Source organism: Mixta calida, from assembly GCF_002953215.1.
GTDB lineage: Bacteria > Pseudomonadota > Gammaproteobacteria > Enterobacterales > Enterobacteriaceae > Mixta > Mixta calida.
In genome coordinates this window covers 232,109-252,363 of the sequence record NZ_CP026378.1, presented here as the reverse complement: position 1 = coordinate 252,363, position 20,255 = coordinate 232,109, and the positions used below count along the sequence as shown (strand labels likewise).

The following is a 20,255-nucleotide window of genomic DNA, read 5'->3' as shown; positions in this document are numbered from 1 at the left end:
CCAATTTATCAATTGTAACCATCAGCCCGGAGAGCAACTGTGTCTGTGACCTCGCCTGAAATCACGCGCTACCAACAGCTGGCGGACGACTTCGCCCGCGCCATTCAGGACGGCACCTGGCCGCCCGGCAGTCGTCTGCCCGCTATTCGACGCGTCGCCGCCGCGCAGCAGCTCAGCATCAACACCGTACTCAGCGCCTGGCGCGTGCTGGAGGATCGCGGGCTGATTGAGTCGCGCCCGCAGTCGGGCTATTACGTGCGCAGCGTGCTGCCCGCGCCGGAAAAAGTTCCTGGCTATCGCGCCACCGTGGCGGCGCCGGGACAGGCGCAGCTGGATTTGATCGATACGGTGTTCGCGGCGCAAAACCATCCCGACTACACCAATATTTCGCTCGCCTGCCCGCGCGACGGCGATTTCTATCCGGCGGCGAAGCTGGCGCGCATCACCGCCTCGCTGCTGCGACGCAATCCGCAGATGATTGGCCGCTATGCGCTGCCGCCAGGCAGTAAACGGCTGCGTGAGGAGATCGCGCGGCGCGCCAGCTATATGGGCATGAAGCTGACGCCGGACGGCGTCACGCTGACCCATGGCTGCATGGAGGCGTTGCAGCTGGCGTTGCGCGCCACAACCCGTCCGGGCGACTGCGTGGGCCTGGAAACGCCCACCTACTTCTTTCTCTTTCCCCTGCTCGCCAGCCTCGGTCTGACCGCGCTGGAAATCCCGACCGATCCGCAGCACGGTCTGTCGCTGGACGCGCTGGAAATGGTGCTGAGCGAGCGGCGCATTCAGGCGCTGATCGCCATGCCCGGCATGCAGAACCCGCTGGGATGCAGCATGCCGCTGGAGAATAAAAAACGGCTGGCGGCGCTGATGAACCATTGGCAGGTGCCGTTGATTGAGGATGGATTGTATGACGAACTTCAGGACCGCACGCCGCCGCTGCCGACCACCAAAGCGTTCGATCGTGACGGCTGGGTTATCTACTGCACCAGCTTTACCAAAACGGTGGCGCCCGATTTCCGCATCGGCTGGATGGCGGCCGGTCGCTTTTCGCAGGCGGTGGCGCGACTGAAGGCATTCTCCTCGATGGCGGAACCCACGCTGCTGTGCGAAACCCTCGCTCAGTTCCTGGCGACCGGCGGCTATGAGCACCATTTGCGCACGCTGCGCCGCCGCTACGCGGCCAATCTCGACGAGGCGCGCGGCCTGATCGCCCAGCACTTTCCGGTCGGCACCCGCGCCACGCGTCCGCAGGGCGGCTTTGTGTTCTGGGTGACGCTGCCGGAACAGATCGACGCCGTGGCGCTGTTTCACCGTCTGTTGCAGGAGAAGATCTGCCTGACGCCCGGCGCGCTCTATACGCTGAGCGACCGCGCCGATCACGCGCTGCGTCTCTCCTGCTGCTACCCGTTCGACGAACGTTACCGCTACGCCATCAGCCGCGCGGGCGCGCTGGCCTGCGAGATGAGCGATCTGCCGGCGGGCGCGGAGTGATCTTTTCAGAGCGGAGCCGGGCGAAAGCGTGCCCGCTCGCCGATCGTGCGCGCCAGTACTGCGCTACGGCGTGCCGTTGCGTCCCCATTTGACATAGCCGTCGCGTCCCGTCAGCCGCTCATAGTAGGCGCGCACGGCGGGGTAGTTGGCATGTTCCAGCGGCGTCTCGTACCAGCGGTTCACCGACAGGCCGATGGGAATATCCGCCAGGGTGAAGCGGTCGCCAGCGATATAGCGACCCGTCTTTTGCAGCTGCTGGTTCAGAATGCCCATGGTCCAGGTCCAGCCTTTGCAGGCGGCAGCCAGCAGCTGCGCGTTCTGATGGGCAGGCGACTGGCGCACCAGCGACATAAAGGCGTAGCGCCAGGCGGTATTCAGCTCGGTGGCCTGCCAGTCGATCCACTGATCGACGCGCGCCCGTTCGCGCGGCGGCGTCGGATAGAGCCATTCGCCGCTGTAGCGGTTCGCCAGATAGCGGATGATAGTGTTCGACTCCCAGAGAATAAAATCGTCATCCTGAATCACCGGTATCATCGCGTTCGGGTTCAGCGCCAGAAAACGCGCATCGTGCGTCGATTTAAATCCCTCTCCCCACTCTTCCCGCTGATACGTCAGCCCCAGCTCGTCGCACAGCCATAATACCTTGCGGACATTGATCGAAGAGGCGCGCCCCAGAATTTTCAGCATCGTTTCAGCCATGAAAAGTAAATGTCGGTATCGTTATTCATAGTTGCCCTGATTGACGTTAGCAACAGAAACGCGTTAGTAATCAGGTTTCTGTTTCACAACGGTGGGAAAATAATGGCAACTCCGCTTCCTTTTAAGCAGGTCGATGTTTTCAGCAGCGCGCCTTTCAGCGGCAATCCGCTGGCGGTGATCCTTGACGCCAGCGCGCTGAGCGATGCGCAAATGCAGAGCATCGCCCGCTGGACGAATCTTTCCGAAACCACTTTCGTGCTGCCGCCGACGCATCCTGACGCCGACTATCGGGTGCGCATCTTTACCATCGAAGGCGAACTGCCTTTTGCCGGACATCCCACGCTGGGCACCGCCCACGCGCTGCTGGAGGCGGGACATCAGCCGAAAACGCCGGGCCGCATGGTACAGGAGTGCGGCGTCGGTCTGGTGCAGATCGCTATCGGCAGAGGCGGTGAACTGGCGTTTGCCGCACCGGAAGCGACGCTGTCGGCATGGCAGCATCCCGGCATCGCTGCGGCGCTGAACAGCGAGGCTTTTGATATGCAACACACCGTGACCATCGTCGATATGGGGATTCGCTGGCTGCTGGTGCCGATGACGTCGGCGCAGGCGGTGCTGGATATCAACCCCGACGTGCCGTGCCTGGCGCAGCTGCTGGCGGACGCCGGGGTAACCGGCCTGATGCCGTTCGGCCCGTCTGACGACGGCGAGGTGGCGTATGAGGTGCGCGGCCTGCTGGTGGAACAGGGCGCGCTGACGGAAGATCCGGTTACCGGCAGCGCCAACGCCTGCCTGGCGCGCTATCTGGCGGCGCAGGGGATGCCGCAGGACTACCTGGCGCGCCAGGGCACCGCCATTCAGCGCGACGGCCGTATCAGCGTGCGCTTCCGCGACGACGGCATCTGGATTGGCGGCGAGACGCTGACGGCGATCGACGGCGTCCTGACGGTCTGATTTACAGGAACATGCCGCCGGAGGCCTCTATGCGCTGGGCGGTGATCCAGCGCGTTTCATCGCTGAACAGCGCCGCCACCGCATAGCCGATATCGTCCGGCAGTCCGGCGCGGCCCATCGCGGTTTGCGAGGCGATCCAGGCGTTGACCTCAGGATTGTCGCGCACCGAACCGCCGCCAAAATCGGTCTCGATCGCCCCCGGCGCCAGGATATTCACGGCGATGCCGCGCGCGCCCAACTCGCGCGCCTGATAGCGCGTCAGCACTTCCATCGCGCCCTTCATCGAGGCGTAGGCGGCATAACCCGGCAGGCTGAAACGCGCCAGGCCGGTGGAGACGTTAAGTATGCGTCCGCCATCGTTAATCAGCGGCAGCAGCCGCTGGGTGAGGAAAAACGGGCCTTTAAAATGGGTAAGCATCAGGGTATCGAACTGCGCTTCGGTGGTATCGGCGAACGCGCCGTAAAGCCCGACGCCGGCATTGTTCAACAGATAATCAAAGCGCTGCCGCTGCCAGCGGCTTTGCAGCGTCTCTTCCAGCCGCGCGACAAAATCGCCGAAACTTTGCACGTCCGCCACGTCCAGTTGCAGCGCGGCGGCCTGTCGCCCCAGCGCCTGCATTTCCGCTACGACCGCTTCCGCCTCCTGCTCGCCCTGGCGCCACGTAATAATGACGTCAACGCCCTTTTCCGCCAGCTTCAGCGCCGCATTACGCCCTAAACCCCGGCTGCCGCCGGTAATTAACGCAATTTTATCGACCATTTGATTAACTCCGCTTTATCAGTGAGTGAAAAAACAGCATATTGAAATCAGTGGCGGGGATAAACTATGCTCAATGCGCTTCATTGTTTCATTTTTGACAACAAATGGTGCATAAATGGATAAAATTCACGCAATGAAGGTGTTTGTTACCGTCGCTGAAATGGAAAGTTTCACGCGCGCGGCGGAGAGTCTCGGCCAGCCGAAGGGCAGCCTCTCCCGGCAGATTCAGGCGCTGGAGGATCGCATGGGCGCGCGGCTACTGCACCGCACCACGCGCCGCGTCCAGCTGACCCAGGACGGGTTGGTCTATTACGAGCGCTGCCGCGATGTGCTGGCGACGCTGGAAGAGATGGATACCCTGTTCCAGAAAGAACCGGCGACGCTTAGCGGCCGCCTGCGCGTCGATATGCCGGTCGCGCTGGCGACCGATATCATCATCCCCCAACTGCCGCAGTTTTTGCAGCACTATCCCGGCCTTGAGCTGGAGCTGAGCAGCAGCGACCGTCAGGTAGACGTGATCCGCGAAGGGTTCGATTGCGTAGTGCGCATCGGCCAGCTACAGGATTCCGGGCTGATGAGCCGCACGCTGGGACATCTGCCGATGATCAACTGCGCCAGTCCCGATTACCTGATGCGTTTCGGCATGCCGCTCCGGCTGGAAGATCTCTCGCAGCACGCGATGGTGCACTACAGCCAGCAGCTGGGCAGCGCGCATAGCGGCTTTGAATTTTTCGACGGTCAGCGCAGTCACTTTATCCAGACCGGCGGCGCCCTGACGGTGAATTCGACGCCCGCCTATCGTCACGCCTGCCTGGCCGGGCTGGGGATTATTCAGGTGCCGCGCCATGGCGTGCAGGCGCTGCTGGAGAATCAGCGGCTGGTAGAGGTGCTTCCCCATTTTTGCGCCCGCCCGATGCCGCTGTCGCTGCTCTGGCCGCATCGCCGCAACCTGGCGCAGCGGGTCAGGGTATTTATGGAGTGGCTGACGCAGGCGATGAAAGGCACCATCACGTAACAGCGCAGCTATAATGACATTTTGACGCCTAAACAGAAGGATGACTCCGGTTCATGACGGACAAATATTCGCAGCCTCCCGAACAGCGGCAGGAAAAGAAGCCGCTCATTAATATTAAAACCGGCAATCACACCGTGGATCGCTCCATTACTCGCGTCTCGCGCTTTGTCAGCTGGTTTCAGTCGATTCCGGCGGTGGCGCACTTTATTCGCGCCGGAGAGCGCTTTACCGACCGTCTCGGCAGTCAGTTCGGCGCCGCCATTACCTATTTTTCCTTTTTATCGCTGATCCCGATTTTGATGGTCTCGTTCGCCGCCGTCGGCTTCGTGCTGGCGTCGCATCCGACGCTGCTGAACGAGCTGATCGATCGCATCGTCAGCAGCATCAGCGATCCGACCTTAGCCAATACGCTGAAAAACACCGTGCATACCGCCGTGCAGCAGCGCACCACGGTGGGCATTACCGGCCTGCTGGTGGCGCTCTATTCCGGCATCAGCTGGATGGGCAACCTGCGCGAGGCGATCCGCGCGCAGTCGCGCGACGTCTGGGAACGCGGCGCGCAGGATAAAGAGAAAATCTATTTCAAATATACCCGCGACTTTATCTCGCTGATGGGACTGGTGTTTGCGCTGGTGATCACCCTGTCGCTCACCTCTATCGCAGGCGCTGCGCAAGATGCGATCGTGCGCGCGCTGGGGCTGGAAGGCATTGAGTGGCTGCGCCCGGCGATGACGCTGATCGCGCTGTCGATCTCTATCTTCGCCAACTATCTGCTGTTCCTGTGGATTTTCTGGATTTTGCCGCGCCACCGCCCGCATAAGAAAGCGTTGCTGCGCGGCACGCTGCTGGCGGCCATCGGCTTCGAGGTGATCAAATTCATCATGACGCTGACGCTGCCGAAGCTGGCCACATCGCCTTCTGGCGCCGCTTTCGGCTCCGTGCTGGGGCTGATGGCGTTCTTCTACTTCTTTGCGCGCCTGACGCTGTTCTGCGCCGCCTGGATCGCCACCGCCGAGTATAAGGACGATCCGCAGCTCACTCTGCGCCGGAAAAAATAACGCAGCGGGCAACGACGCGGCAGAGCAGAGGAAAATGCCGCGCTTGCGCAAAAATTCGCCATAAGCCAGCATGAATAACTGACGCCTCACTTTTATTTCCCCGTTTTGCAGTGATTCACGCCAGAAAACGCGCCGTTCGCCCTGCCATCCGCCGGTAAAGCTTTCATGCTAAAAATTATCCACTTTTTGTCCTGCAAGGCAGGCGCGGCGCGGCTTTTCGCCATTGAACCCGTTTCAGCCAGTGCGTAAGATTCTTTGTCCGGGTTTACAAATAAGAAACAATTATGCAAGCATCCATCGCACCAACTCTCGACACCGAAAACGGCGACACGCCGGTTAATTCGCGCGGAAAAGTGGTCATCGCCTCGCTGGTCGGCACCGCCATCGAATTCTTCGATTTCTATATCTACGCCACCGCCGCCGTGATCGTTTTTCCGCATATCTTCTTTCCGCAGGGCGACGCCACCGTTGCGACGCTACAGTCGCTGGCCACCTTCGCCATCGCTTTTATTGCGCGTCCTATCGGCTCGGCGCTGTTCGGCCACTTCGGCGATCGCGTCGGACGTAAGACGACGCTGGTCGCTTCGCTGCTGACCATGGGCATTTCGACGGTGGTAATCGGCCTGCTGCCAGGCTATGACACCATCGGCGTATTCGCGCCGCTGCTGCTGGCGCTGGCGCGTTTCGGCCAGGGGCTGGGACTCGGCGGCGAATGGGGCGGGGCGGCGCTGCTGGCGACGGAAAACGCGCCGGCGAAAAAGCGCGCGCTCTACGGTTCGTTCCCGCAGCTCGGCGCGCCAATCGGCTTTTTCTTCGCTAACGGCACTTTCCTGCTGCTCTCCTGGCTGCTGACCGACCAGCAGTTTATGAGCTGGGGCTGGCGCGTGCCGTTCGTGCTCTCCGCGGTGCTGGTGATTATCGGCCTTTACGTGCGCATATCGCTGCATGAAAGCCCGGTGTTCGCTAAGGTGCAGAAAGAGAAAAAACAGGTGCGCGTGCCGATCGGCACCCTGCTCAGCAAGCATCTGGGCGCGACCATTCTCGGCACCTTTATTATGCTGGCGACCTACACGCTGTTTTACATTATGACCGTCTACTCGATGAGCTACGGCACCGCGCCGGTTCCCGCCGGACTTGGTTTCTCACGCAACAGCCTGCTGTGGATGCTGATGGTGGCAGTGATCGGCTTCGGCGTGATGGTGCCGATCGCCGGTCTGCTGGCGGATCGCTTTGGCCGCCGCAAGACCATGATTGTGATTACGCTCGGCATTCTGCTGTTCGCCCTGCTGTTCCCGACGCTGATGGCCTCCGGCAGCCAGGCGATGATGATGCTGTTCCTGCTGATCGGCCTGAGCATTATGGGGCTGACCTTTGGCCCGATGGGCGCGCTGCTGCCGGAGCTGTTCCCGACGGAAGTGCGCTATACCGGCGCGTCGTTCTCCTACAACCTGTCGTCGATCCTCGGCGCCTCGGTCGCGCCCTATATCGCCGCCTGGCTGAACGCCAACTACGGGCTGTTCGCCGTCGGCCTCTACCTGGCGGCGATGGCGTTGCTGACGTTGATTGCGCTGATCGCCTGTAAAGAGACGCGCCATCAAACGCTGTATGAGGCCTGACGGCGCAGGACTTACCCTGCAATGAAAAAGAACAAGGCCGCCTTCGGGTGAATGCTGGTCAGTTAAAGCGTTGAGGCCCGAAAATTCGGGCCTCTGACGGCGTGAAACCGGGCTGAAAACCTGTTTCCGCTATTTTCCCGATAAGCAATATAATGAATTTATATTCATTAAAATGCTTAACTGGCCAGCATTAGCCTCAGAGCGGCCTTTTTCGCCCGTCGTCGCCTGTTATTGTTTCCGGGCAGTGACAGAGGAGAAATGACACTTTATCTGTTTCGCTTGTTTAGCGTCGGCGCGCTGGTCGCTCCCGCACTGGCTAAAAGCAGGAAGTGGAATTTTTGATATCCCAGCCCATACGGCTTTCCGCGCCTTTAATCCCGGACGCGGCCTGTTCCCAGTATTGAAATTTCACCTTATCCGCCTGAAACGCACAGGCGACCTCGGTGGCATGATCCAGATTCACATCAATGACAGTGACGTTTTCCAGCGTGATCCGGCAGGATTCAATCATGCCGTTGCCTGCTTTACACAACGAAAGCTGAACCGCTTTTATCCGGTTGCCGTTGGAGGCGAACAGCAGTATCGCCGCGGTAGCCTTGTCGATAGCACAGCGAACCAGCAGATTTTTATAACGGGACGCGCCGGGCCCGGCAGCATCACCGTTTCTCCAGACGCCCCATGAATAGCTTTTCACATCGATCCACCCCTGATGAGCTGCGTCCTGCGACTCGCCGGTTATTCCTGCTATTTTAAGAAACAGACTTTCCATAAATTCCTTTTCATCTTGTGAGTGAAATATCTATCCTGGTTCTGTAGGATTTTTATAAATAAAATTTTGTGTTTTAGTAATACTTTTCTGAATTTAATTAAAACGATCTTTTTGCAATTTCACCATTGTCTTTTATGTAGAAATACCCCGCATAGGTTGTAAAGAAAAGACCGGTGTTTTTACTGTAATCCACGGTGAATGTTTTATTTTTTTCTATGCAATTCTTTTGGGTTTTCATATCTATAAAACATAGCCTGTCATCGTATCTTTCCCTTTCCATATAGCCGTCGCCAAACAGCCAGAAGGTGATGTTATAACCACCATCGGGAATAGTATGTGGTATGCCGTAGCGGCGCTTAAGCATATCTTTATTTTCCTGCCACCAGACTATTTTTCCTTTGGTGGTAAGAGGAAAGTGGTCTACCAGGACATCGCTATAATTGCCATCATGATGTACCGCCACGATCTTTACCGGACGCAGGGACAACCAAAGAAACCAGGCTATTATTGTCACGACGATAATGAATATTGCCCCAATCAGTTTCTTATTTTTTCGCGTCATTTCGCTTCTCCGCTGATGTCTGCCGTGGCTTCCATATGGGTAATAAAAGGTTTAAAGCCAAAGCAATGATTGAACTGGTATATCATTAGTCGGACAATCTCTTTGCTATTTCACCGTTCTCTTTCAGATAGTAATAACCATCGCTGGTGGTAAAATAGAGACCGCTGTTTTTACTGTAACCGACCGTAAAGGCTTTATCTTTTTCTATACAGTTTTTTTGCGTTTTCATATCCATATAGCACAGTCTGTCATTGTATCTTCCTCTTTCCTTATAGCCGTCACCGAAGTACCAAAAGGTAATGGTAAAATCCTGTGCAAATGCCGGTTGAGGAACGCCGTAGCGTTTTTTCAGCGTGTCACGGTTTTTCTGCCACCAGGCTATTTTTCCTTTGGTGGTAAAAGGAAAGCGGTCTACCAGCACATCGCTAAAGCCGCTGCTTCTGTGATGAACAGCTACGATAGTGACCGGACGCAGAGATAACCAAAGGAAACCGGCTACCAGTGTAATGGCGATAATGAATATTGCCCCAATCAGTTTCTTATTTTTTCCCGTCATTTCGCTTCTCCGCTGATGTCTACCGTGGCTTCCATATGGGTAATAAAAGGTTTAAAGCCAAAGCGATGATATCGCTGGAGTACAAACCAGATGCGAAAGAAACGGAAAAGATTAAATTTCCCCTTGAAAATGTCGTGTGCGTCCAGGCCAAAATGATCCTGAACTTTATAGTGTATTTTTGCACGGTAGCGATTATTTTCGATATGGAGGGACTGGATAGTGATATGCGTCGCCCAGGTGTCGTGTACGGTGATTCCCATGCCGTTGATATTATCCTGAAAACGATCGAATTTAGGGAGTTTTCCTTTTAAAACGGCTTTTCTTAATTCTTCTTTCAACTTTGTCGGGTAAATTCTGTTTTTCCAGTCAATGTTCCTGCCAAGCGCTGTTCGTAACAGCATCCGGGTACTGTTTTCTTCAAAGTGGTCGTCAATAATCTGCATTCTCAACGCGTTATCCAGCGATAAACGCCTGAACGGTTCACCTTCACCGCGCTGCATATGGGTAATCATCTCTTCGATAAGGTGCTTATAAGGGCCATATATCGCAAAGCTTTGCGACAGGTGGCGCATCTCGTCAAACAGGATGCTGGCGCATTCCTGCTGCATGATTTTCCGGCCTTCGCCGCGCGCACCGTAAAACATCGAATGCGGCTGTCTGAAAGGGGTAATTTCCGTCAGCGTGTAAGGATCAACCCGGGTGGAGACATCAAGCAGATGATAATCGTTTTTTAGCTGTGATTCGGTCAGATCGCCGTAGCGCATATCCTCCGCGCTGTAATCATCCATCCTGTCCTGCGTTTTAAAAATGGTACAGGGAAAGCGTAATGCGGTCATTGAGCACTCCTTGTGCTGCCTGTTTTATATCCGTCTGGTGATAATAAGCTGCGGCGAAAAAGGCGTAAATATCGAACGCCGTTACGGGAAAAGGTAATCGCTGGGCGTTGCTGACATATCTGAAGTCGATCAGGCTGACCTGAACAAACTGGGCGCTGACGGTGTGGTAGTGGCAGGTCCGGCGTACAGGCTATCTTCGGCGCCATTTTGGTTAACCTGAAAACGGAAATGGATGGCGACGTTTGTAACGGTTAATCTGTCGTGAGTGAAAAAGGCCGTGTTCGGGTGAAAGCTGGTCAGTCAAAGCGTTGAGGCCCGAAAATTCGGGCCTCTGACGACGTGCAACCGGGCTGAAAGCCTGATTCCGTCGTTTTCCTTGCCAGCATCATGATGAATTCATATTCATTAAAATGCTTAGCTGGCTGGCATCATTTGTAAAGACGCCTTTTTTATCGCCGCCTGCTGCCGACAGCGGCTTATTTTTTCATCTGCTGCAGAATATTAACGCACTGGTTCTCTTCGTTATCGCTGGGGGAGATCAGCGCCAACAGCGCCGCCGCTGGCGTCAACACCGTGCCCAGCGCCACCGCCGCCGCGCCGCGCGCCAGCAGCGGCCCGGTTTTTACGCCCGCGTCCGGGTTTTTAAAGGTGCCGCGCACGTAGAGCGGCGAACGCAGGGTAACGATGCGTACCCCTTTGCTTTCCGGGTTGATCGAGAGATCCATTCGTTCGTTGGCGAAGTTAACGTTGCCGGAGAGGTTGACCACGGCGTTAGTGGTATCGAAAACAAACAGCCGCGAAGTCGCCAGCCCGTTGCGCACGTCCAGATTGGCGGCCGCGCAGTTGATGCGCACCTCATCGTCGCCGAACAGTTTGCCGACCACATAGTTGCCGACGTTCAGCCCGATAATCTCCATCAGGCTACGGCTGATTACGCCGTCGTTCATCAGCAGCTTCACATCGCCGTTGCTGGTCGCCAGCAGATCCGCCACCGAATTGCCGGTGCCGCTCAGCGTCGCGTCGCCGTTCAGCTGGCCGAGGCTGTTCTGCATCGCCTCCACACCGGGGAAAAGCTGGCGCAGGTGCAGCTTACGGGCGTGAAGGTCGGCGCGGCCGCGCATCGGCGTCCGACTGCCCTCAAGGCGCACAGTGGAGTTCAGCGTGCCGCCCGCCACGCCGAAACGCAGCGGGTCCAGCAGCAGGTCGCCGTTTTTTAGCTCCAGATGGGTATAGAGATCGCTGAGCGGCAGCGAGTCGCTGTGTTCGATGCGCTTGCCGCTGAATTTCACGTCGGCGTCCATCACATCCCAGTTTTTGGTATCGAAGCGGTCATGCGGCAGTACGCGGTCAGCGGGCTGGCCGCTTTTCTCGCCGCGCTGCGCTTCCGCCTTCGCCTTCGCGGTTTTTTCGTGGCCGCTGCCGCTGTCGACGCCAATCAGCGGGCCGAGATCCGCCATGCGCAGCTGGCGCGACACCACTTCGCCGCTCAGCTTCGGACGCGGTTTACCCTGGGTGTAGGTGAGCGTGCCGTGAATATCACTGTCGCCGATATGGCCGTTGAAGTTTTCATAGTGATAAACGGCGCCGCCCTTCTCACGGAATTTCACTTTCAGATGGCCGTCGGTTTCATACGGCGGCGTATCCGGCAGCAGCACGCCGGTGAGATCGTAGAGGTTCGCCAGCGTATCGCCGGAGAAGCGCACGCGCAGATCGAGCCCGCCCAGATTCATCGGGTCTTGCAGGCTGCCGGTAATATTGACGCGCGTGGTGCCGTTGCGCACTTCGGCCTGCACCGGGAACGGCGTGGTTTTGCTGCGCAGCGAGAGCATGCCGCCGAGCTTACCGCTGCCGTCCAGACGCTGATCGTTATAAGTGCCGCTGGCGCGCCAGCCGAAAACGAAATCGGCCGCGCCCTTCTGCTTATCGTCGCCGCCCGCCACCTGGCCGTAAGGCACCGGTTTGCCCAGCGGATCGATTTCCATTTTCACATTGGCTTTATTCACTGCGTCGCGGTAAGCGAGATGCACACGGTCAAACAGAATGTTATCAAGACGGAATGACCAGGCGGAGGGCTGCTGCTGATTCTCCGGCTGGTCGCTGTTAGCGAGGTTAAACGTCCAGTTGTTCTTCTTATCCGCCGTCTGGATCAGACGAGCGTCAGGCTGTTGCAGTTTGATCGAGGGAATAAAAATCTCTTTATGCAGCAGCGCCAGCGGGGAAAGGGTGGCATCGGCGCGTTGCAGCTGCACCATCGTTACTTCAGGAATATCGGGCGGGTTGCCCAGTACAATATCCTCAGCGTGGATCTGCGGCCAGGGCACCCAGCGGCGCCAGCCCGGCTCCTCCCGATTGCGCACCCAGTTCACGCCGAGATCGCCGCGAATGGCGAACGGACGGTTCAGCTCCGTCGAGACTTTCTGGTTGATGGTTGGCTTCAGACGATTCCAGTCGAAGGTTGCGATTACGACGACAATTACCACAACCAGCAAACAAAAAATCCCGATAACCCAGCTGGTGATCTTTCCTGCGCGTGACATCTTCGTCTCCTTACCTGTTATCTATTTGGTAAAGATAGTAGAGCGCGACGAAAACGGCATCAGGGAAGCTGGAGAGGCAATTCCGGCAGCTGGCTGAAAGGTACGGGCCGCGAAAAAAAGTAGCCCTGCGCGGCAAAAGCGGGCGACTGACGCACCTGCTCCCACTCTTCGGCGGTTTCCACGCCTTCGACAATCACCCCTTTGCAGTAGCGACCAATCAGTGCCAGCAGCATGGCGAACATATTACGTCCTTCATCGCTGTTGCGCAGCAGGACAAACAGTTCGCGCGCCAGCTTAATGTAGTCGTAGCTCAGCTCGGTCAGCGCGGAGAAATTCGCCATGCCTGAGCCGAAATCATCCAGCCAGAGCGCGCCCAGCTCTGGTATCCGCGCCACAATTTCTTCCTGCGGCAGCACATGATGCTCGACCAGTTCGAAGCGCACCCAGGGCAGGCGGCCAATCAGCGCGCGCAGCGGCCCATGATGCTGGATAGCCAGCAGGGTCGGCCCGTCGATATTGACGGAGGCGACGCGATCCGAGCCGACAAAAAAGCGTTCCCAGCCGCGCAGCATCTCCAGCTGTTCCTGAATAATATGCAAACGCTGATTAACGCTCAGCGCGGCGAAATAGCGTTCCGGCGAAATCCTCTGCTGCGGCGCGGAAGGATGCGACACGGCGGTCAGCAGCTCAATTGCCATCAGGCGACCCGTAACCTGATAAATCGGTTGAAAGGTATAAGAACGCTGGCATGACAGCCAGTACTGCTGCTGTTCCTGATGCTGTTGCGCGACAATTGAGGAAGGAAGCTGGTAACTGATTTTCTTCATCCTCATGGTTTTTATCCTGAATGGCGGGCCGTGATCTTCAGCCAGACGCAGCGTGATGGAGAACGCATTTTTACAGGTTACGCCACGTCGAGGCGATCCACTTTATCAGCCAATAATACTTTCAATCGTAACAATAACGCGGTGATTTACGGTTTTATCGCCGCTTATATCAGCAGTTTAGTGACTTAAGTTAAATTAAAACGGCGTTTTAAAATATTGACTCGGCGACGCGCCGGATGGAGACTAGGACAGATTTTCATTAGGGGGTGACCATGATGACAGGGAAAAAAATAGCGGTAATCGGCGAATGCATGATTGAGCTTTCGCAACAGGGCGACGCGCTGAAACGGGGCTTCGGCGGCGATACCTTAAACACGGCGGTTTATATCGCGCGGCAGGCGTCGTCAGAGCAGCTGACGGTGGAATATGTCACCGCGCTCGGTACCGATAGCTTCAGCAACGAAATGCTGGCCGCGTGGCAGCAGGAAGGGGTGCAAACCCGCCTGGTGCAACGTCTGGAGAATCGGCTGCCCGGCCTGTATGTCATCGAGACCGACGCGCACGGCGAGCGCACCTTCAGCTACTGGCGCAACGAAGCCGCCGCCCGTTTCTGGCTGCAAAGCCCGCAGGCGGAAGCGATTTGCCAGCAGCTGATGCAGTTTGACTACCTCTATCTCAGCGGCATCAGCCTGGCGATCCTCTCGCCGGAAGATCGTCATCAGCTGATGGCGCTGCTGGCCGCCTGCCGACGCAACGGCGGCAAGGTGATTTTCGACAATAACTACCGTCCGCGCCTCTGGCCGAGCCGCGAAGCGGCGCAGCAGGCTTATCAGGCAATGCTCGACTGCACCGATATCGCCTTTTTAACGCTGGACGATGAAACCTTACTCTGGGGCGAAGCGCCGACTGAACTGGTGATTGCGCGCACCCGCGCCGCCGGCGTCAGCGAAATCGTCATCAAACGCGGCGCGGACGCCTGTCTGGTGGCGCTGAATGACGAGCCGCTGCTGGAAGTGCCCGCAGTGCGGCTCGAAAAAGAGAAGATTATCGACACTACCGCCGCAGGCGACTCCTTCAGCGCCGGTTATCTGGCGGTGCGTCTGTGCGGCGGCAGCGCGCAGGATGCGGCGCAGCGCGGCCACCTGACCGCCAGCACGGTGATACAGCATCGCGGCGCAATTATTCCGCTTAGCGCTATGCCGCAGCGCTAGCGAGGACTATGCTGTTGCTTTCCGCCACCGCTCAGGAGAGTAACGCGATGCTTAAGGTTTGGGGACGTAAAACTTCATCAAATGTACAGGCTGTGATGTGGTGTATCGGCGAGCTGGGGCTGCCTTATCAGCGCGTCGATATCGGGCACAAATATGGCGGCAACCAGTCGCCAGAGTTTCTGGCAATGAATCCCAACGGCCTGGTGCCGGTGCTGCGCGACGGCGACGGCCCGCCGCTGTTCGAGTCCGCCGCCATCGTGCGCTATCTGGCGAGCCGTTACGGCAATGACACCTTCTGGCCGCACGATCCACTGGCGCGCGCCACGGTGGATGTCTGGGCGGAATGGGCCAAATCGAGCGTCTACGTCGGCTTTGCGCGTCCTGTTTTCTGGCCGATGATCCGAGTCGCGCCGGAGAAACGGGATACCCAGGCGCTGGCCGAAGCGATGGACAGCCTGACGAAACTGCTGAAAATCGCTGACGATCGGCTGGCGCAGCATGACTATCTGGCGGGCGATCGGCTGACGGTAGCGGATATTCTGTTTGGCATGCTGCTCTACCGTTACTACACGCTGGATATGGCTCGTCCGACGCTGCCGGCGCTGGAAAACTATTACCAGCGCTTAACACAGCGCCCGGCTTATCAGGAGCATGTTATAGTGCCCTACGATGAGCTGCGCGAACCCGCATAATGTAAGTAAGCACTCACATTAATTGGCTGGCGCTGATTTCCTTTGGATATCGGCGCCCACTGCGTCACAGCCCTGTATTCATCCGCTTTTTTCTTGCTCACGCTATAGCCTGTTCCTTTCGCCCCGCGCGCCAAAACCATTAATAAAAGGCACTATTTTTCCTTAATGCAAATCGCCTTTTTTGCCGCCAGGCTAAATCTGAATTGCCTTTTTACCGCCAGTAATGACTGGACGCGCACCGCTTTCACCGCCAATGATTAATAAGCCCCGCCTGGCTTTTTTGCGCTGCGCTGCGGCTCTTTCACTCCACCATCACGTTCATCAGGACAGGCTATGAAAGCAGATATTTTCAATCTCTGGCCACACGGCGATGCCCCTGGCGCCAGTCAGTCAACCGCTAAGCCGCAGATTATCGATTTAGCGAAAGAGTTTGAGCCCTACAACCGCGCGGCGTCAGGCGTTCGCTGTCCTGAACTGGCCGTCTGGTATCCCGAAGAGTCAAACGGCGTCACGCTGCTGGTCGCGCCCGGCGGAAGCTTCGCCCGCATTATGATCGACAGCGAAGGCAGCGCGCTGGCGACCTTCTTCACCGCCATGGGCTATACGCTGGCGGTGATGACCTACCGACTGCCCGCTGACGGCCATCATGAAGGCGCCGATGCGCCGCTGGCCGATGCGCAGCGGGCGGTACGCGTTCTGCGCGATCGCGCCACGCGCGGTCTCAACGGCAAACGCATCGTGATGATGGGCTTTTCCGCCGGCGGCTACGTGGCGGCCAGCCTCGGCACGCGCTTCAGCGAAAAGCTCTATCCGCCGCAGGACACCATCGACAACCTGCCTGCGCGTCCGGATGCGCTGGTGTTGGTTTATCCGCTGATTACCATGCGCGACGGGCAGACGCATGCCGACGCGCGTAAACGGCTGCTGGGCGAATGGCCCGACAGCAAAACCATCGAAGCTTACTCGCTGGAAACGCGCGTCAGTCGTGAAACGCCGCCGGTGCTGCTGATTCATGCGGTAGATGATGAGAGCGTGCCGGTGACGCACAGCATGGCGTTTTTCAGCGCGCTGCGTGAACAGAAGGTGCCGGTGGAGCTGCATTTTTACGAACGCGGCGGCCACGGTTTCGGTATGCGCAACCTTGCCGATTCGCCGCTGGCAAGCTGGCCGATGCTGGTGACCGAGTGGTTGCGCGCGCAGAAAACCCGCACGCTGGCGGTTTGACGCGGCAGTAAATCCGCCGTGGCGTTGCACCGGCAGGAATAAGCGAAAACGCCGTCCGACGGGCAGCACGAAGCCGCAGACGAGCGGCGGCCCGACTACGGCGTTAAAACACGGCCAGGCCGGGCAGCGCTAAACGCCGTGGCTGACCGGTCCATTATTTACGAGCGCGGCGCGGGAATATCGGAGACTTCCGCCTTCCCTTCCTCCGGCGTGGCCACGACCGGCGCAGGCGGCGGCGCCATGATTTTTTGCCAGCTCTGGTGCAGCGCCTGAACGTTGGCTTCCGGCTCGCCCTGCGGCTGCATCAGCGCCATGGTCAGCTCCTGCGACAGCTGCTGACGCAGCTCCTGATTCAGCGCCGTCAGCGTCAGGCCGTTAAGGAAATCCTGACGGAATTTCTGATACTGCTCCGGCGCGATATCGACCACCGCATTCTGCTGCGAGCGTAAACGCTGGCTCATCAGCACGTCGGTGTCGGTGCGCGCATAGGTGGCGAACAGCTTGTTCAGTTCGGCGGTTTTCTGCGCCATCAGCGCGTCGAACTCCGTCTGCGGCAGGCCGTTATCGCGCACATTAGCCAGCTCGCGCGCGATCAGATTCATGTTCTTTTCCAGCGTCTCGGCGCTGGAATCCATGCTGATGGCGCACTGGGCGCGCTGATAAAGCACGCGACAGTCAAATCCAACCTGCACGCCCTGCGCTTTGCTTTCGCTCAGCACGCGCTGTACGTGCCAGAACAGCGCCTCACGCGCCAGATCGCTCTGCCAGTAGCGAATCAGGTTTTGCGAATCGCGAATCGGCTGCCACGGCATATCCCAGATCAGCGACAGGCGATCCTGCTTCAGCGCGGGATTGACCAGCGCGACCGACTCGGTCGGCAGCGGAGAAAGCGTCGGCACCGGCGCGGGCGTTTCGCGGCGTCCTTCCAGCGGTGAAAACGCCTTGTTGATCTGTTCGCTCAGGGCGCGGCTGTCAATATTGCCCACCACGAACAGCGTCATCGCGTCCGGCGTATACCACTGTTTATAGAAGCTGCCGAGCTGGTTGATATCTATCGGCGCCTTCGGCTGTTCAGCCGGGTCATGACCCAGCAGCGTGGAGCCTTTCAGCCGATAGCGCCACCAGACATCGCGCGGGTTGGGCGGCCAGCTGGCGATGGGATCGTCGGCGTTCAGCGCGGTGCTGACCACCTGTTCATTAATCGACATTTTGCCTGCGGTCGCAGAAAGCCAGCCCAGCGCATCTTTTAACAGATCCGGGCGGTTGTTCGGCAGGCTTAAGTTGTACAGCGTAAATTCATAGGAGGTAACGGCGGGCGGCAGCGGACGATCAGGGTCCATGCCCTGTTGCCAGAGCGCGCGCTGCTGCGCCGGATCGAGCGCGGTGTTATGCACCATCGCCAGACGAGGCAGCAGATGCGTAAAGCCGGTTTGCTGGGCGTTTTCCATTAGCGAGCCGGTATTCACCAACAGGCGAATTTCAACGCGATCGCTGGGGCGCTGCGGCGTGCTGAGCACCTGCCACTTAAAGCCGTTATCTAATTTTCCCTGCTGCCAGGCAGGATCGGGTTGGAGTGTTTCAGCCTGCAATGTGCCGCTGACAGCCGCCAGCAACAACCCACCAACTAAAAGACGAATTCTGGTGCCCTGCATGTGAACCCCTACTCAATTGCCCACTTAATTTCATTGATGACGCGCGATAGTCAGGCGTTATCGTCCTGTTGATAACGCACAGCGGGCGCACCGCAGTTAGACCACGCCAAAACGAGGTTGTCACACAACAAAGTGAAAAATCATAAATAAATGAATGTTAACCGTGCTTTCGCGTCTGAAGTGTGGCCAGGCGCAATGAGGCGACACAGTCTGTGTGGGCTTTATTATGCAAATGCATGGAACAAGGGCAAGCCGCAGCGAAGCCGGATAACGGTTTTTTGCAAAGTTTTATAATTTTACCGATTTTGCCCACCCGAAAGCTGCTCATTACGCACGCAAAACGCCATTTTGCCGTTGGCAGACCTTTGAAAAGGGAGAAAGAGGCGCAGGAAACATAAAAACAGAAGGGGCGCCGTCTGGTATGCAGAGGGCGCCCCTGTTAATTAACGCTGTTTTCAGCATCGCCGCTCAGGATCAGACCGGCAGTTTCTTCGCTTTTTTCGATGAGGAGAGCGTATCGCGCAGTTGCTTCTCATCCAGCTGATCGACCCACTTCGCCACCACCACCGTCGCCACGCCGTTGCCGACGAGGTTGGTCAGCGCACGCGCTTCCGACATAAAGCGGTCAATGCCGAGGATCAGCGCCAGGCCCGCCACCGGCAGGTGTCCCACCGCCGACAGCGTCGCCGCCAGCACGATAAAGCCGCTGCCGGTCACGCCCGCCGCGCCTTTGGAGGAGAGCAGCAGCACCACCAGCAGGGTGATCTGGTGCACGATATCCATATGACTGTTGGTGGCCTGCGCGATAAATACCGCCGCCATGGTCAGATAGATAGAGGTGCCGTCGAGGTTAAACGAGTAGCCGGTCGGAATCACCAGGCCCACCACCGACTTTTTACAACCCAGCTTTTCCATCTTATCGAGCATGCGCGGCAGCGCGGATTCCGATGAGGAGGTGCCGAGCACAATCAGCAGTTCTTCTTTGATATAGGCGATAAATTTAAAGATATTGAAGCCGGTAATGCGGGCGATAGTGCCCAATACCACCACGACAAACAGGACACAGGTGATATAGAAGCAGATAATCAGCTGGCCCAGCTGCACCAGCGACCCGACGCCATACTTGCCGATAGTGAAGGCCATGGCGCCGAACGCGCCGATGGGGGCGAGGCGCATGATCATATTGATGATGCCGAAAATCACCTTAGAGAAGCTTTCAATCACGTTGAAGATCAGCGTGCCCTTGTCGCCGAGACGATGCAGGGCGAAGCCGAACAGAATGGCGAACAGCAGCACCTGCAAAATATTGCCGCTGGCGAAAGCGCCGATGACGCTGCCGGGGATCACGTCCAACAGGAAGGCGACCACGCCCTGCTGTTCCGCCTGCTGCGCATAGACAGCGACCGCTTTGGCGTCCAGCGTCGCCGGATCGACGTTCATGCCCGCGCCGGGCTGAATCACATTAACCACGATCAGGCCGATAATCAGCGCAATGGTGCTGACCACTTCAAAGTAGAGCAGCGCCACCGCGCCAGTGCGCCCGACCGCCTTCATGCTTTCCATTCCGGCGATGCCGGTCACCACGGTGCAGAAAATTACCGGCGCGATAATCATTTTGATCAATTTTACAAAGGCGTCGCCCAGCGGTTTCATCTGCGCGCCCAGCTCCGGGTAAAAGTGACCGAGCAGAATACCGATGGCGATGGCGGTGAGGACTTGAAAATAAAGGCTTTTGAACAAAGATGTTTTCATAAAAGCGTATCCGTTGACGGCGTGAGGTGACGAGTGCATAG

The 20,255-nt window shown here is 57.8% G+C and carries 19 protein-coding genes and 1 pseudogene; 10 read left to right on the top strand and 10 right to left on the bottom strand.

All coding sequences use genetic code 11. From position 1 onward, the window contains the following. Positions 1-39 precede the first annotated feature (39 nt). Positions 40-1,494, top strand: coding sequence for an aminotransferase-like domain-containing protein (locus C2E16_RS01125; protein ID WP_084970401.1), 1,455 nt, complete (start codon positions 40-42; stop codon positions 1,492-1,494). A 63-nt stretch (positions 1,495-1,557) separates the two neighbouring features. On the opposite strand, the gene C2E16_RS01120 is transcribed toward C2E16_RS01125, so the two are convergent. After that, positions 1,558-2,181, bottom strand: a complete 624-nt coding sequence (locus tag C2E16_RS01120; RefSeq protein WP_038630220.1) for a glutathione S-transferase family protein — start codon at positions 2,179-2,181, stop codon at positions 1,558-1,560. A gap of 114 nt (positions 2,182-2,295) precedes the next feature. Between C2E16_RS01120 and C2E16_RS01115 the strand changes: the two genes are divergently transcribed. After that, a complete protein-coding gene (locus C2E16_RS01115; RefSeq protein ID WP_084970400.1) occupies positions 2,296-3,147 on the top strand; it encodes a PhzF family phenazine biosynthesis protein in 852 nt (283 codons plus the stop codon). A 1-nt stretch (position 3,148) separates the two neighbouring features. On the opposite strand, the gene C2E16_RS01110 is transcribed toward C2E16_RS01115, so the two are convergent. After that, complete coding sequence (locus C2E16_RS01110; RefSeq protein ID WP_038629496.1) at positions 3,149-3,907, bottom strand: SDR family NAD(P)-dependent oxidoreductase; 759 nt, start codon at positions 3,905-3,907, stop codon at positions 3,149-3,151. A gap of 115 nt (positions 3,908-4,022) precedes the next feature. Here C2E16_RS01110 and C2E16_RS01105 point away from each other — a divergent pair, with 115 nt between their 5' ends. The 3 genes from C2E16_RS01105 to C2E16_RS01095 all read left to right on the top strand — a co-directional run bounded on the left by C2E16_RS01105 (position 4,023) and on the right by C2E16_RS01095 (position 7,596). After that, a complete protein-coding gene (locus C2E16_RS01105) occupies positions 4,023-4,922 on the top strand; it encodes a LysR family transcriptional regulator (RefSeq protein WP_038629494.1) in 900 nt (299 codons plus the stop codon). Positions 4,923-4,975: 53 nt separating this feature from the next. Continuing rightward, the gene (gene yhjD / locus C2E16_RS01100; protein ID WP_038629493.1) at positions 4,976-5,980 is read left to right on the top strand and encodes an inner membrane protein YhjD; all 1,005 of its coding nucleotides are present in this window, start codon (positions 4,976-4,978) and stop codon (positions 5,978-5,980) included. A 284-nt stretch (positions 5,981-6,264) separates the two neighbouring features. Continuing rightward, positions 6,265-7,596 carry an MFS transporter gene (locus C2E16_RS01095; protein WP_038629492.1) on the top strand — a complete coding sequence of 444 codons (1,332 nt, stop codon included), beginning with the start codon at positions 6,265-6,267 and terminating at the stop codon, positions 7,594-7,596. A 316-nt stretch (positions 7,597-7,912) separates the two neighbouring features. Here C2E16_RS01095 and C2E16_RS01090 read toward each other — a convergent pair whose 3' ends face one another. The 4 genes from C2E16_RS01090 to C2E16_RS01075 form a co-directional block, all read right to left on the bottom strand. Beyond that, positions 7,913-8,365 carry an Hcp family type VI secretion system effector gene (locus C2E16_RS01090; RefSeq protein ID WP_038629491.1) on the bottom strand — a complete coding sequence of 151 codons (453 nt, stop codon included), beginning with the start codon at positions 8,363-8,365 and terminating at the stop codon, positions 7,913-7,915. Positions 8,366-8,462: 97 nt separating this feature from the next. Continuing rightward, on the bottom strand, positions 8,463-8,927 hold the full coding sequence (locus C2E16_RS01085) for a DUF943 family protein (RefSeq protein WP_084970398.1): 465 nt from the start codon (positions 8,925-8,927) through the stop codon (positions 8,463-8,465). Positions 8,928-9,012: 85 nt separating this feature from the next. Next, on the bottom strand, positions 9,013-9,483 hold the full coding sequence (locus C2E16_RS01080) for a DUF943 family protein (protein WP_084970397.1): 471 nt from the start codon (positions 9,481-9,483) through the stop codon (positions 9,013-9,015). Then, positions 9,480-10,271: a YPO3983 family protein gene (locus tag C2E16_RS01075; protein ID WP_409365941.1), complete on the bottom strand. Its 792-nt coding sequence runs from the start codon at positions 10,269-10,271 to the stop codon at positions 9,480-9,482. Before C2E16_RS01075 ends, C2E16_RS01080 begins: the two co-directional genes overlap by 4 nt. A gap of 148 nt (positions 10,272-10,419) precedes the next feature. Between C2E16_RS01075 and C2E16_RS21045 the strand changes: the two are divergent. Then, a pseudogene (locus C2E16_RS21045) lies at positions 10,420-10,574 on the top strand (PTS glucose transporter subunit IIBC); the annotation flags it as partial. A gap of 221 nt (positions 10,575-10,795) precedes the next feature. Here C2E16_RS21045 and C2E16_RS01065 read toward each other — a convergent pair. Together C2E16_RS01065 and pdeH are read right to left on the bottom strand one after the other, a co-directional pair. Beyond that, positions 10,796-12,856 carry an AsmA family protein gene (locus tag C2E16_RS01065; RefSeq protein ID WP_104951395.1) on the bottom strand — a complete coding sequence of 687 codons (2,061 nt, stop codon included), beginning with the start codon at positions 12,854-12,856 and terminating at the stop codon, positions 10,796-10,798. Positions 12,857-12,915: 59 nt separating this feature from the next. Further along, on the bottom strand, positions 12,916-13,689 hold the full coding sequence (pdeH, locus tag C2E16_RS01060) for a cyclic-guanylate-specific phosphodiesterase (RefSeq protein ID WP_038629477.1): 774 nt from the start codon (positions 13,687-13,689) through the stop codon (positions 12,916-12,918). Positions 13,690-13,958: 269 nt separating this feature from the next. On the opposite strand from pdeH, the gene kdgK reads away from it, so the two are divergent. From kdgK to C2E16_RS01045, 3 genes are all read left to right on the top strand, one after another. After that, positions 13,959-14,894, top strand: a complete 936-nt coding sequence (gene kdgK / locus C2E16_RS01055) for a 2-dehydro-3-deoxygluconokinase (RefSeq protein ID WP_084970408.1) — start codon at positions 13,959-13,961, stop codon at positions 14,892-14,894. 47 nt (positions 14,895-14,941) lie between these two features. Continuing rightward, entirely contained in the window at positions 14,942-15,586 is a 645-nt protein-coding gene (locus C2E16_RS01050; protein ID WP_084970395.1) for a glutathione S-transferase family protein, read from the top strand. A gap of 333 nt (positions 15,587-15,919) precedes the next feature. Then, on the top strand, positions 15,920-16,810 hold the full coding sequence (locus C2E16_RS01045; protein WP_084970394.1) for an alpha/beta hydrolase: 891 nt from the start codon (positions 15,920-15,922) through the stop codon (positions 16,808-16,810). Between the two features lie 158 nt (positions 16,811-16,968). Here C2E16_RS01045 and C2E16_RS01040 read toward each other — a convergent pair whose 3' ends face one another. Beyond that, on the bottom strand, positions 16,969-18,462 hold the full coding sequence (locus C2E16_RS01040) for a M16 family metallopeptidase (protein ID WP_084970393.1): 1,494 nt from the start codon (positions 18,460-18,462) through the stop codon (positions 16,969-16,971). A 236-nt stretch (positions 18,463-18,698) separates the two neighbouring features. Between C2E16_RS01040 and C2E16_RS20700 the strand changes: the two genes are divergently transcribed. Then, entirely contained in the window at positions 18,699-18,860 is a 162-nt protein-coding gene (locus C2E16_RS20700) for a hypothetical protein (protein WP_167401650.1), read from the top strand. 76 nt (positions 18,861-18,936) lie between these two features. Here the strand turns inward: C2E16_RS20700 and C2E16_RS01035 are convergent, their stop codons facing one another. Further along, complete coding sequence (locus C2E16_RS01035; protein WP_038629473.1) at positions 18,937-20,214, bottom strand: dicarboxylate/amino acid:cation symporter; 1,278 nt, start codon at positions 20,212-20,214, stop codon at positions 18,937-18,939. Positions 20,215-20,255 lie beyond the last annotated feature (41 nt).